This is a genomic window from Rhizobium ecuadorense (assembly GCF_001187535.1).
GTDB classification, from domain to species: domain Bacteria; phylum Pseudomonadota; class Alphaproteobacteria; order Rhizobiales; family Rhizobiaceae; genus Rhizobium; species Rhizobium ecuadorense.
The window spans coordinates 1-13,187 of record NZ_LFIO01001576.1; the positions used below are offsets into that span (position 1 = coordinate 1).

Below are 13,187 nucleotides of genomic sequence, written 5' to 3' on the forward strand. Positions count from 1 at the left end.
TGGCGGCGCGGCGGTCCGTCGCTCCAAGCAATTTATCTATTGCGCAACCTGTGCTGCGTTGAGATCAACTCGACTCAGGATATCAGGCCCGGCGTTTCTGACAGTGGTGACGCGGCGCGCAATTGGACACATCGTCAACTTCACGGCGGCGAAGGGCTTCATGAGATCGCGTGGATCTCGAACTGGCGACAGCCAACGCTCGTAATCCTCGCGACGTAGAACGACCGGCATGCGATTGTGGATTGCCGATATCATCTGGTTCGAAGGGCAGGTGACGACAGCGAAGGTCCGGATATCGATGCCTGCCGGGTGGTGCCATACTTCCCAAATGCCTGCGAGAGCGAACATCGACCGGTCCTTCATGGCGATAGCGTAGGGTTGCCTCTTATCAGGCCCATCCGCCCATTCGAAAAAGCCGCTCACCGGAATCAGGCAACGGCGTGACCGGTACGCATCGTGGAATAGTTCATTCGAGGTTGTCTCCTCACGACGCGCAAGGACCGGCGGCTGGCGACGCGGTTGGCTCATCCATGACGGAACGAGGCCCCAGCGAGCGATAGCAAGGGCGGGCTTTGGCCGAACCTGCTGCCGCTCTAGGTCCTGAATGACGACGTGATAAACCTCGGCTGGGGATCCGTTGTATCGTGGAAGACGATCGCCCAAATCGTCGACGTTACCGCGCTCAGCGAAAGAGAAGTTTTTCGCAATCGCTTCGAACGATTGATCGATGTATATGCGGCGACACATGCGGAACTCTCGTATGCGTTATCAGACGTTCCGATATGTGGCGTCGATGAATCACGTCAATATCGAGTAGAGCCCTGTATCGCAGCTCACTCTTCACTATATGTTTCCAATTAAAGCCAACGTGCCCAGTGACGCCATCATCGGACTCTCCAAGGGGGCGCGAAGGAACCCAGGCGAAGGAAATTGCCGCTTGAATCGCGGGACAGGTTCAATCCCAATATTGCGCGGGAGCCCGCCGGCAAGGGCGGCCTCCATCATCGATTTGACTTCAGTCTCAAGCAGTTCCGGACATGCGTCCCGTAGGGTCCGAGTGGACCGGGGACGGGCGCTCCAGATTGGACCCTTCATTCCCACCTGGTTCAGCGTGTCTTCGATCATGTAGATGCGGGGCTCCGCAGCGGCCTGGGCAATCGGTCAGGGCGGGATCCGGCTTTTCGCTCTTCCGAGGAACGGGGAACGTCAGCGCCCGCCTGACCGGTGGAAACAGCTTGCTGGTCCGGCGCGTGCCCCTGGGGGCGCGCGCCGGTGATCTTTCAGAGTCGATAGCGACTGCGTTCGCGTTCGATTTGTTCCGGGCCGTAGGGGTCGAGCGTGTCGTCGAACCTGGTCCACCCCTCCTTGGCATAAGCGGCGCGACGCGCTGCAGGGTTGACCCAGTTGGAGCGCTTGAGGATTGCTTCTGCTTCTGGGACAAGGGCGTCCTGAACCCGGGCGGTGACCAGCGTACCGCCCCTGCGAACTCCTTCGGCATAGAAATTTGCGTCTTCGTCAGAGACGCCGGAGCTCGTCATCGCGCCGATGATGCCGCCTGTCGCACCGCCAGCGACCGCACCGGCGGCGGTGCCAGCGGCCGTTGCCGCCAGCCACCCGGCTGCGACGACCGGACCAACGCCCGGAATCGCCATCAGGCCCAGGCCCGTCAGAAGGCCGCTAGCGCCGCCGACGACCGCGCCAATGCCGGCACCGACACCGGCGCCTTCGCCGGCATTCGAATGCTCACCGTGGCGATTGTCGGCATTGTTGGAAACGATGCTGATGTCATTGGAAGGGATGCCGGCGGCTTCAAGTTCGCTGACTGCAGAGCTTGCGTCGGTATAATCATCGAAAAGTCCAGTTACGGTTCTCATAGCCGTTTCTCCTGAAGGATTTTGTTGGGGTCACTTGGCGACGATGTTGCCTTGATAGTCGAGTGCGATCACGACGGCTTTGCCGTCCTTCATGCCCGACGCCATCCAGATGCCCTTGTCATCCTTCTTGAGGTCTTTGACGTCGGTATAACCGGCCTTTTCAATGCGGTCCTTGGCCTGACCCTCGGTGAAGCTGTTGGCGCCTTCCACCGGCGCGGTCGCATTGTTCGATCCGGGCGTTGCGATGGCCGGAGTCTTGCCGTCGCTTGTCGTTGCGGGCGCCGTCTGGGCGATAGCTGACAATGCTGAAGCGCCCAGAAGCGCGGCGGCGAAAAAGAACTTGTTCATTGGAATTTCCTCTCGTGTCGAACCTCTCGGATCCGTGAGCTGGAAACCCCACTCGAGCCTATTCGTTCCAGGTTCCGGAACATATAGCTGAACGCCTGGCTTACCGCTTTGCCGTTGAACTCATATATCCGTCGCACGGGGTTCGGAGCGTCAATTGTGGGCAGGATCGGGACGGCGATATCGATAGAAAAACCCGTCTGTCAACGATGGTGTATGCCCGGAGACGCGTCGAGGGCGTTTTCAAAAAGGACATATTGATGAAATTCAAGTTCCCGAAATCCATGTCGCAAATCCGCAAATCCCAAAAGAGACTGCGTCGGATCCTGGAGAAAAACTGGCTTCAGCCGGCGATCGGACCCAAGAAGGCCCGGCGTCCAGCTGCAAAAATAGGATTAAGCGAAGTCAAGGGTTTCGGCAGCAACCCGGGACGGCTGTCCATGAAGCTCTACGTGCCCAGCCGGATGGCCGCCAAGCCACCCCTGGTGGTGATATTGCACGGATGTCGCCAGACGCCCGAAAGCTTCGACGCCGCGAGCGGGTTCTCCGTGCTCGCGCGCCAATGCGGATTTGTTCTCCTCTATCCGCAACAGTCTGAGGCAAACAACCCGCAGCGATGCTTCAATTGGTTTCGTCCGAGCGCGATCGCTCGCGATCGGGGCGAACTGATGTCGGTGCGCCAGATGATCGAATTCACCTGCAGCCGGCATCGGATCGACCGTTCCAGGATCTATGTGGCGGGATTGTCGGCGGGAGGCGCGCTTACCTCTGCCCTGGTTGCGACATATCCCGGACTATTTGCAGGAGCCGCACTTTTCGCCGGCATGCCGCTGGGAGCCGCCAGGGACGCGATGTCGGCCATGCGTGCAATGAAATCCGGTGTGACGCGCTCGCCGGATGACTGGGGTGATCTGGTTCGCACCGTCTCGCCCGACCAAAAAACCTGGCCGCCTATTTCCATCTGGCATGGAACCGATGACAGGGTGGTAAACTCGTCCAACGCGCGGGCGTCCGTCTCCCAGTGGCTCGCGGTCGGCGGGATCAACGTGGATGCCGGCCGAACGATCTTAAAGCCCTGGGGTGAGCTCACCCAATGGAGGTCCAAAAATGTGGTCCGGGTGGCGTTCTATTCGTTGAAGGGTTTCGGACACGGATTACCGGTCCGCCGCTCGGCCAGGGAGGGTCAAACAGCGCGCTTCGATCCATACATTCTCGACGCCGGCATTTCTGCGCCGCTGACGCTGCTGCGGACATGGGGACTGAAAGGCTGAAGAGGTGACCCGGCCCATTGAATCAGCGTCGCGATCGCCGTTTCGCATCCGCGGTCGAGGTTGGTCGATGCCGACGCTCGCAGCGTTGCGGATGGCCCGCCGCGGTTCGAAATCCACGTGGCGGGCGAGAGAGCGCAAGCAGAAGGACATTTCTACCAGTGAGAGAACAGCAGACCGCCCTGGAGGAGTTTCATAGCCTGCCGCCGATCGAGCCGCGCGAACTCGTCGGCCTCTGGAAGGGACGTGGCAAACCGGCAGGGCACCCCTTCGATGGCGTCCTGGAAAATCTCGGCTGGTTCGGCAAGCGTTTCACGCCGGACATGCGTGCGGATGCATTGCTGTTTCGGTCGGACGAGCGGCGGTTGGTTCCCATTGATCCGCGATGGAGGATCCCGATCGGCATTGCGCTTCGTTTCCACAAGCTTGGCAGGACGGGCGTCGCGAGAAATCTGGCTTCCTATCTTCAGGTCCGCTTTCGGGCGAGGGGGCCGGTCGCTTCCCTGAGGACCATGGTGTTTGGGGGCGTCGAGAGTGCCGCCATGGTCTACGACCGTCAGCCAATCGTTGATCATTTCCGGCGGATCCATCAGGAGAGGGTTATGGGAGCGATGACGATCAGCGGCGACGAGCGGATCTATTTCTTCGAGCTCGAGCGCGTCGGTGAACCTTGAAAACCGGTCTCCCGCACATCATCTATCGTTCACCACCCGTTTTGATGACCGCTTGCCCGAGCAGCCTGTCTGCCGCGCGCGGTCGTCCGGGTCGGACAGGGCGCTCCCCGCAAGGGTCGAGCGCCCTGTCCATTTCAGCCGCTCGGCTTTTCGCTCATGTCGAAGACCGCAGCATTGTCCTGGACCTCGCGCAGGCCTTTGTAGGAGGCGTGCCGTAAACTGCCGTCATGGGTCCATCCGCGAAACTCGATCTCCGCGATCAATGTCGGCTGGGCGAAGACCAGATTTCTGCCCTTGAGCGGCACGACCGGCCGCTTGGTCATGAGCTTGTCGAGCGACGTGCGCAGCTCTTCGGCGTTCTTGGCGTTGAACCCCGTTCCGACCGAGCCGACATAGACCCAGTCATGCCCGTTGCGGCCGGCAAGAAGCAGACTGCCGATACCACTGCGCGCAACGCTCGATCGCTCATAGCCGACGATCATGAAGCTTTCGCTTTGGACGCATTTGATCTTCAGCCAGTCGCCGGTGCGGCCGGAACGATAGGGCCGATCGCGATGCTTGGCGATGATGCCCTCGAGCCCCATCGAGCAGGCGTGTTCCAGAAGCACGGCGCCATCACCATGGACTTCGTCCGACAGTTGGATCGCGCCGGTGGCGCCATCGAGAAAGTCCTCGAGCAGGTGCCGGCGGACGGAGAGTTCGGTGTTGGTCAGATCGTGACCGTCGAAATAGAGAAGATCGAACGCGAAAAAAACGGACTCCGTCGACGTTCGCTTGCCGCCGCGGCCGCCAAGCGAACGCTGCAGCGCCCCGAAATCCGATCGCCCTTCTTTATCGAGCACGACCGCCTCGCCATCGAGGATCGCGGTGCCGACGCCGAGCTTTCGCGCGCCCTCGGCGATGGCCGGAAACCGATGCGTCCAGTCGTGGCCGCCGCGGGTGATGATCCGCACCCCCTTCGGGTCGATGTGGATGGCGAGGCGATAGCCATCCCACTTCACCTCGAACGCCCAATCCGGTCCTTTGGGCGGAGCGGGCTTCAAGAGCGCCAGGCACGGCTCAATCCGCTCCGGCATCGGGTCGAACGGAAGATTGGGCTGGTCCGGATCGCGCGGCCGGGCCGGCTTGGACTTGGCGACAGAATCGTCCCGCAAGAGCGGTTTTGCACGACGGCTCATCTGCCGGCCCGCTTTTCGGCCGCGACCGACTTCTTCAGGGCATCCATGATATTGACCACGTTGTTCGCCGGAGTCGACGCGGCGGGTTTGCCCTTGGCTTTGGCAGGCTTCTTCAAGGTCTTCTTCTTGGCAGAGATGATATCGAGCAAACGCTCCTGGACGGGATCGGCCACCATTTTCGGGCTCCAGTCCTTCATCTGCTTTTTGATCAGCTGCCGAACCAGAGGCATCATCTCCGAGTCCGCCGTTCCCTCACCGATCGCCTCGAAATAGCTGTCTTCATCGCGGACCTCATCTCCATAGCGGAGCGTCCAGAGGACGATACCCTTGCCGCGTGGCTCGAGCATGACGGCGCGCTCGCGGCGCGAGATCACCAGCCGGGAGATGCCGACCATGTTCTGCGCCGCCATCGCATCTCGGATCACTGAAAACGCCTCCTGTCCGACTGGGTCGTTCGGTGAGAGATAATAGGGCGTGTCGAGCCAGATCCAATCGATGCTGTCGCGCGGCGTGAAGGTGGAAATGTCGATCGTCTTGGTGCTCTCAAGCGCCACGTTCTCGAGCTCGTCATCCTCCAGCATGACATACTCGTTCTCGCCGCGCTGATAGCCTTTGACCTCGTCTTCCTCTTTGACGGCCCTGCCGGTGACGGAGTCGACGTAGTGACTGACGACACGGTTCTGGGTCTGACGGTTGAGCGTGTGAAAGCGAACCTTTTCGCTTTCGGAGGTCGCCGGCATCATCTGCACCGGGCAGGTGACGAGCGAGAGTTTGAGATAGCCTCGCCAGTAGGGACGCAGGGCCATGGCACGTTCCTCCGATCAGCTTGCCCGGCGCGTCGGCGCCGCGGCCGGCTTTGATTTCGCGGCGGGCTTGGCTGCTTTCTGTCGGCCGGCGCCCCGGTTTGCATTGGCGGCGGTGCGCTTTGGCTTCGTCTCCTTTGCACCGAGACCGGCGCTCTCGCGCAGGGCCTGCAGAAGATCGCTAGGCTTTGACGCCACCGGCGCTTGTCTCTTCGGCAGGGTACGGCCCTCGATCTTGGCTTTCACGAGCTCGGCGACCGCCGCTTCATAGCGGTCGTCGAAGGTGCTGGCGTCGAAGCTGCCCTTCTTGGTGCCGATGATGTGTTCGGCGAGCTCGAGCATTTCGCCTTCGATCTTCAGGTCCGGCATCTCTTCGAACGCCCTATCCGCCGAGCGGACCTCATAATCGAAGTTCATCGTCGAGGCGATCAGGCCCTTGCCATGCGGCCGAATGAGCACCGTGCGCAACCGGCGGAAAAGCACGGTTCGGGCGATGCCGGCGACCTTCTCCTGCTTCATGCCGTCCCGCAGCAGCAGGAAGGCATCCGTGCCCATCTTGTCCGGCGCCAGGTAATAGGGCTTGTCGAAATAGGTGGTGTCGATCTGCGAGCAGGGGATGAAGGCGTCGATCTTCAGGGTCTTGTCGCTCTCTGGCACGGCGGCTGCGACCTCCTCGGGTTCGAGCACGACATACTGGCCGTTCTCGACTTCATAGCCCTTGACCTGATCCTCGCGCTCGACCGGATCACCGGTTTCGCTATCGATGAACTCACGTTTTACCCGGTTTCCGGTCTTGCGATTGAGGGTGTTGAAGGCGATGCGTTCCGACGAGGAAGCCGCTGTGTAAAGCGCCACCGGGCAGGACACTTCTCCGAACTTGATATAACCTTTCCAATTGGCTCTTGGACCCGCCATGACACCGACACTCCGGACGCAACTCAAGCGATTCAAGTGATTCGGCGGCGAATCGTTCCGAGTCGAAACGAATCATTTTTCAATGACTTAGCTCCATTTGGCTACGCGTTTTGCGAGTCCTGCCTAGATCCATGATTCCATGCATCTTTTAGCGCCGGCGCGCGTTTTCTGGGTGGAACAACCCCAAAGGAGTCCTGCCATGAGCAAGCGTGAACTGATCGATACCGGCACCGATAAACGCTACGTCCGCCGCGACAAGAAAGGCAGGTTCAAGGAGAGCGACGACGTTTCGCGATCGCTCTCCACCGACGCCCGCCGCGACGCGAAACATGAGGCCAAGCCCGGCCAGGGCGACAAGGGTGACCGAAAGCATTGACGTCGCAAACGTGCCGCCACCCGTCCGAACATCCGACGCGGATCGCTTCCGCCGTCGCGTGCGAAAAATTTCCAGTCCGGTCATCGACTTGAATCCGCTCAGGGAATCCGCCGAGGACGCCAACACGCTCAACTTGAGCGCGTCCGGCACGCATTGACTCGTTTTCACTTTGAGAACAAATAGAGAACATATTTGCATTTCTCAAGTAGAAAACGGGTACCGCTAAGGAGATCATGACTACAGCCCTCGTCACTTCGCATGCCGTTCTCAACGAGTTGCGCGAGAAAATCGCCAGCCTGGAAGGAGCCGGTTCGCGCCGTCGCAGTGTCCTGCCGTTTGGCGTTGGCGAGATCGATGCGCAGCTTCCGGGAGGTGGCCTTGCCTTCGGCGCGCTGCACGAAGTCGCCGGCGGCGGCAATGGCGCGATCGACGGCGCGGCCGCGGCCCTCTTCATCGGAGGCATAGCGGCCCGCACCAGCGGCAAGGTGGTCTGGTGCCTCACCCGTTTCGATCTGTTCTTTCCAGCGCTCGCCCAGGTCGGCCTTCATCCCGATCGCGTCATCTTCGTCGAATGCGACAAGGAAGAGACGGTGCTCGCAAGCTTCGAGGAAGCTTTGCGCTATGGCGGCCTCGGCGCCGTCGTCGCAGAACTGGTGCGCCTACCGATGACGGCATCGCGCCGGCTGCAGCTTGCGGCGGAAAAGTCCGGCACATTGGGCTTGGTGATCCGCCGCTGGCGGCGCCAGACGGAAGCCTCCGACTTCGGCATGCCGACGGCCGCGGCAACCCGCTGGCGGATCTCGGTACTGCCGTCCGAGCCGCTTCCCGTGCCGGGCGTCGGGCGGGCGCGGTGGCTGGCGGAACTCATGCGGGTCAGGGCAGGCGAAGGAGGAGAATTCATTATCGGAGCATGTGATGGCCAGGGTCGTATCTGTCTTTCTTCCGACGCTGCCGACCGACCGGATCAGGCGCGCCGATCCTTCGCTCAATCCTGATACGCCGCTGGTGGTGATCGCCAGGAGCGGATCGAAGCGATGGGTTACGGCGGCCGACCAGGCAGCCGCCAAACTGGGCTTGCGCGTCGGCATGCCGGCCGCCAAGGCGCAGGCGCTGGTCCAAGGGTTGACGATGGTGGATGCCGACCCGGTGGCCGACCTCGCGACACTTGAACGGCTGACGCTTTGGGCCTTGTCGCAATATTCTCCCGTTGTTGCCATGGATCCCCCTGATGGTATCGTCATGGATACCGAGGGCGCCGATCACCTGCAGGGCGGCGAGGACCTGATGCTCTCCGGTTTCGTCAACCGCTTCCACGCCCGGGGTCTCGCGGCGCGCGCGGCGATCGCCGACACCTGGGGCGCGGCGCATGCGCTCGCAAGGTCCACGGATCGCGAGATGGTCATCATCCGGCGCGGCGAGACCGCCAAAGCGGTCAATCGTCTGCCGCTATCTTCGCTGCGGCTGCCGGCCGAGATCATCGCGAGCCTCAGAACTCTCGGCTTCGCCACTGTCGGCGATCTGGCAACGACGCCGCGGGCGCCGCTGACGCTGCGTTTCGGGCCCGAGGTCGGGCGGCGCCTCGACCAGATGTTCGGCCGGCTCGCCGAGCCGATCGATCCGATCCGGCCGGCGGATATCGTCGAGGTTCAAAAATCTTTTGCCGAACCGATCGGCGCACCGGAGACGATCGAGAAATATGTGAGCCGCCTAGTGCGGCAGCTTTGCCTGGAGCTCGAGAAGCGGGGGCTTGGCGTGCGGCGCGCCGATCTGATCGTCCACCGCGTCGACAACACAATCCAGTCGCTCCGGGCCGGAACGGCCAAGCCGGTTCGCGACATCGCCTGGCTGACGAAACTCTTCCGCGATCGGATCGAGAAGATCGAGCCGGGCTTCGGCATCGAGAAGCTGAGCCTGACCGCCGTCATCGCCGAACCGCTCGTCGAGGTGCAGTCGGCCTCCTCCCTGATCGAAGAACAGGTGACCGATGTGACGCCGCTCATCGACGTGCTTGGCAATCGCGGCGGCCAGCGGATTTTCCGTGTCGCGCCGGTGGCAAGCGACGTCCCCGAGCGCAGCGTCCAGCGGATCGCGCCGACGGCAGACGAGATCGGCGCCACTTGGCCGTTGCATTGGCCGCGGCCGTCTCGGCTCCTGCCGCGTCCGGAAGCCATCGAGGTGATCGCGCTTCTGCCCGATCATCCGCCAGTCTCCTTCACCTGGCGCGGCAACCGGCGCCGGGTGAAACGCGCCGACGGCCCGGAGCGGATTTTCGGGGAATGGTGGCAACGCAGCTCCGAATGGGTTGCCGTTCGCGACTATTTCGTCGTCGAGGATGATGCCGGCGAGCGCTTCTGGATTTTCCGCTCCGGCGATGGCGTGGACGCCGACACCGGATCGCGCAAATGGTTCCTGCATGGGGTGTTTGCCTGATGCGCTACGTCGAACTGCAGGTCACAACGCATTTCTCCTTCCTTCGTGGCGCAAGCTCAGCCGAAGAACTCTTTGCGACCGCCAAGCTCATGGGCATCGAGGCGCTTGGCGTCGTCGACCGCAACAGCCTGGCGGGCATTGTTCGGGCGCTCGAAGCTTCCCGCGCCACCGGCCTGCGGCTGGTCGTCGGTTGCCGGCTCGATCTACAGGACGGCACGTCGATCCTCGTTTATCCCACCGATCGCGCCGCCTATTCGCGGCTGACGCGGCTTTTGACCTTGGGCAAGGGCCGCGGCGGCAAAGCCAACTGCATCCTGCATCTCGATGATGTCAGCCTTTATTCCGAAGGCCTGATCGGCATCCTGGTGCCGGCTATGCCGGACGATGCCTGCGCCGCGCAACTGAGAAAGATGGCCGAGATTTTCGACGACCGCGCCTATGTCTCGCTCTGCCTGCGCCGGCGGCCGAACGATCAGCTGCGGCTGCACGAGCTGTCAAACCTGGCGGCGCAGCACCGGGTGAAGACGGTCGTCACCAATGACGTGCTGTTTCATGAGCCCGGCCGGCGGCAGCTGCAGGATGTCGTCACGTGCATTCGCACCGGCACGACCATCGATGACGTCGGCTTCGAGCGCGAGCGGCATGCCGACCGCTTCATCAAACCGCCGGAAGAAATGGCGCGTCTGTTCCCACGCTACCCGGAAGCGCTGGCACGCACGGTGGAGATCGTCGAGCGCTGCAGGTTTTCGCTGGAAGAGCTCGTCTATCAATACCCTGAGGAAGCACTGATCCCCGGCATGACGGCGCAACAGTCGCTGGAGCATTACACCTGGGAGGGCGTTACGTCGCGCTACCCGGAGGGCTTGCCGGCCCATGTCGAGAAGACGATCCGCCATGAACTCGCTCTGATCAAGACGATGAAATACGCCCCCTATTTTTTGACGGTGTTCTCGATCGTCCGCTATGCCCGATCGCAGGGAATTCTCTGCCAGGGCAGGGGATCGGCGGCGAATTCCGCAGTCTGCTACGTGCTCGGCATCACCTCGATCGACCCGGATACCAATGATCTGCTCTTCGAACGTTTTGTGAGCCAGGAGCGCGACGAGCCGCCTGATATCGATGTCGACTTCGAGCACGAGCGGCGGGAGGAAGTCATTCAATGGATCTACAAGACCTACGGCCGCCACAAGGCGGCCCTCTGCTCCACGGTAACTCGCTATCGCGCCAAGGGCGCCATTCGTGATGTCGGCAAGGCGCTCGGCCTGCCAGAGGACCTGATCAAGGCGCTCTCCTCCGGCATCTGGTCCTGGTCGGAAACGGTCGGCGAAGAGCAGCTGCGCGCCGTGGGTCTCAATCCGGAGGACCGTCGTCTCGCCTTGACGCTCAGGCTTGCCCAGCAGCTGATGGGAGCCCCGCGGCATCTCGGCCAACACCCGGGAGGATTTGTCCTGACCCATGACAGGCTCGATCATCTCGTGCCGATCGAGCCGGCGGCGATGGCCGACCGCCAGGTGATCGAATGGGACAAGGATGACGTCGAGGCGCTCAAGATGATGAAGGTCGATGTCTTGGCACTCGGCATGCTGACCTGCATGGCCAAGGCCTTTGCCCTCATCGGCGAGCACAAGCATCAGCATCTCGACCTCGCCACAATCCCGCAGGAAGACCCGGCGACCTATGCGATGATCTGTAAGGCTGACACCCTTGGCACCTTCCAGATCGAAAGCCGGGCACAGATGTCGATGCTCCCGCGGATGAAGCCGGAGACCTTCTACGACCTCGTCATCCAGGTGGCGATCGTCCGCCCCGGCCCGATCCAGGGCGACATGGTCCATCCCTATCTCCGCCGCCGCGAAGGCAAGGAGAAGGTCGAGTATCCGACGCCCGAACTGGAGGCGGTCTTGCACAGGACGCTGGGCGTGCCTTTGTTCCAGGAGTCGGCGATGAAGATCGCGATGGTCTGTGCCGGTTTCACGGGCGGCGAAGCCGATCAGCTCCGGAAATCCATGGCGACTTTCAAGTTCACCGGCGGCGTCAGCCGGTTCGAGGACAAGCTGGTTTCCGGCATGATCCGCAACGGCTATTCACCCGAATTTGCCAAACGCACCTTCGGCCAGTTGGAAGGCTTCGGATCCTATGGTTTCCCCGAAAGCCATGCTGCCAGTTTCGCGCTGATCGCCTATGCCAGCAGCTACATCAAATGCCATTTCCCGGATGTCTTCTGCGCGGCGCTGTTGAACTCGCAGCCGATGGGTTTTTATGCCCCGGCGCAGATCGTAGCAGACGCGAGGAAACACGGCGTCGAGGTTCGGCCAGTCTGCATCAACCGCTCGCGGTGGGATTGCACACTTGAGGAGGTGGAGGGCACAAACCGTCATGCGGTGCGGCTTGGCATGCGCCTGGTGCGCGGACTGGCGACCGCCGACGCTGCACGCATTGTCGCTGCACGCGCCGACGAGCCCTTCGCCTCGGTGGATGACATGTGGCGGCGGTCGGGTGTGCCCGTTGCGTCGCTCGTCGAGCTTGCCGAGGCTGACGTGTTCCTGCCGTCATTGCGGCTCGAGCGACGCGATGCACTCTGGGCGATCAAGGCGCTGCGCGACGAGCCGCTGCCACTGTTTACGGCCGCAACTGAGCGCGAGGCGCGGGCCATTGCCGAGCAGCAGGAGCCGGACGTCGAGCTGCGGCAGATGACCGACGGGCACAACGTCGTCGAGGATTACAGTCACATCGGGCTGACACTGCGGGAGCACCCCTTGCGGTTCCTGCGGACCGATCTCACCAAACGCCGGATCGTCACCTGCGCCGAGACGATGACGGCATGCGACGGCCAGTGGTTGATGGCGGCCGGCCTGGTGCTGGTGCGACAGCGACCAGGCTCGGCGAAGGGCGTGATGTTCATCACCATCGAGGACGAGACGGGCATTGCCAATGTCGTCGTCTGGCCGAAGCTGTTCGAACGGTCGCGCCGGGTGGTGCTCGGCGCCAGCATGATGGCGATCAACGGCAAGATCCAGCGAGAAGGCGAGGTGGTTCACCTGGTCGCCCAGCAGCTCTTCGATCTATCGGCCGATCTGTCGGGGCTTGCCGGGCGTGATGGCGAGTTTCGTGCCACCACCGGCCGCGGCGACGAATTCGCTCACGGCTCTCCCGGAAGCCCCGATTCGCGCGAAAAAGCGCCTCCGGGGGTTCGGGCGAGGGACATGTTCATCCCGTTATGCCGAGTTCGGCATAACGGTGTTTATCCCGAGTCCGAGACTATGCCGAGCGCGTTCGCTAAAGCCCGAGATTTCCGGTAATTCAAGATCGAAAGCTCGGCATAAT

General features: G+C 62.1%; 12 protein-coding genes. 6 read left to right on the plus strand and 6 right to left on the minus strand.

Features of this window, described 5'->3' with window-relative positions:
* Window positions 1-36: 36 nt before the first annotated feature.
* From AF337_RS32230 to AF337_RS32245, 3 genes are all read right to left on the minus strand, one after another.
* The gene (locus tag AF337_RS32230) at window positions 37-747 is read right to left on the minus strand and encodes an SOS response-associated peptidase (RefSeq protein WP_049735287.1); all 711 of its coding nucleotides are present in this window, start codon (window positions 745-747) and stop codon (window positions 37-39) included.
* Window positions 748-1,280: 533 nt separating this feature from the next.
* Window positions 1,281-1,874 (minus strand): general stress protein, encoded by a 594-nt coding sequence (locus tag AF337_RS32240; protein WP_049735289.1) that lies wholly within the window; start codon window positions 1,872-1,874, stop codon window positions 1,281-1,283.
* Window positions 1,875-1,904: 30 nt separating this feature from the next.
* Window positions 1,905-2,222 carry a hypothetical protein gene (locus tag AF337_RS32245; protein ID WP_049735290.1) on the minus strand — a complete coding sequence of 106 codons (318 nt, stop codon included), beginning with the start codon at window positions 2,220-2,222 and terminating at the stop codon, window positions 1,905-1,907.
* Between the two features lie 257 nt (window positions 2,223-2,479).
* On the opposite strand from AF337_RS32245, the gene AF337_RS32250 reads away from it, so the two are divergent.
* Together AF337_RS32250 and AF337_RS32255 are read left to right on the plus strand one after the other, a co-directional pair.
* Complete coding sequence (locus tag AF337_RS32250) at window positions 2,480-3,490, plus strand: extracellular catalytic domain type 1 short-chain-length polyhydroxyalkanoate depolymerase (protein WP_049735297.1); 1,011 nt, start codon at window positions 2,480-2,482, stop codon at window positions 3,488-3,490.
* Between the two features lie 158 nt (window positions 3,491-3,648).
* Window positions 3,649-4,161, plus strand: a complete 513-nt coding sequence (locus AF337_RS32255; RefSeq protein WP_049735291.1) for a DUF4334 domain-containing protein — start codon at window positions 3,649-3,651, stop codon at window positions 4,159-4,161.
* Window positions 4,162-4,295: 134 nt separating this feature from the next.
* On the opposite strand, the gene ligD is transcribed toward AF337_RS32255, so the two are convergent.
* From ligD to ku (AF337_RS32270), 3 genes are read right to left on the minus strand one after another with little or no spacing between them, the layout of a single operon-like run.
* Window positions 4,296-5,339, minus strand: a complete 1,044-nt coding sequence (gene ligD, locus AF337_RS32260; RefSeq protein WP_049735292.1) for a non-homologous end-joining DNA ligase — start codon at window positions 5,337-5,339, stop codon at window positions 4,296-4,298.
* Window positions 5,336-6,145 carry a non-homologous end joining protein Ku gene (gene ku / locus AF337_RS32265; RefSeq protein ID WP_049735293.1) on the minus strand — a complete coding sequence of 270 codons (810 nt, stop codon included), beginning with the start codon at window positions 6,143-6,145 and terminating at the stop codon, window positions 5,336-5,338. Before ku (AF337_RS32265) ends, ligD begins: the two co-directional genes overlap by 4 nt.
* A gap of 15 nt (window positions 6,146-6,160) precedes the next feature.
* Window positions 6,161-7,057, minus strand: coding sequence for a non-homologous end joining protein Ku (ku, locus tag AF337_RS32270; RefSeq protein ID WP_049735294.1), 897 nt, complete (start codon window positions 7,055-7,057; stop codon window positions 6,161-6,163).
* A gap of 199 nt (window positions 7,058-7,256) precedes the next feature.
* Between ku (AF337_RS32270) and AF337_RS42870 the strand changes: the two genes are divergently transcribed.
* The 4 genes from AF337_RS42870 to AF337_RS32285 all read left to right on the plus strand — a co-directional run bounded on the left by AF337_RS42870 (window position 7,257) and on the right by AF337_RS32285 (window position 13,162).
* A complete protein-coding gene (locus tag AF337_RS42870) occupies window positions 7,257-7,433 on the plus strand; it encodes a hypothetical protein (protein ID WP_152971282.1) in 177 nt (58 codons plus the stop codon).
* Between the two features lie 233 nt (window positions 7,434-7,666).
* Complete coding sequence (locus AF337_RS32275; protein ID WP_049735295.1) at window positions 7,667-8,428, plus strand: ImuA family protein; 762 nt, start codon at window positions 7,667-7,669, stop codon at window positions 8,426-8,428.
* On the plus strand, window positions 8,349-9,863 hold the full coding sequence (locus tag AF337_RS32280) for a Y-family DNA polymerase (RefSeq protein WP_082336894.1): 1,515 nt from the start codon (window positions 8,349-8,351) through the stop codon (window positions 9,861-9,863). The genes AF337_RS32275 and AF337_RS32280 overlap by 80 nt, the downstream gene beginning before the upstream one ends.
* On the plus strand, window positions 9,863-13,162 hold the full coding sequence (locus AF337_RS32285) for an error-prone DNA polymerase (protein WP_049735296.1): 3,300 nt from the start codon (window positions 9,863-9,865) through the stop codon (window positions 13,160-13,162). The genes AF337_RS32280 and AF337_RS32285 overlap by 1 nt, the downstream gene beginning before the upstream one ends.
* Window positions 13,163-13,187 lie beyond the last annotated feature (25 nt).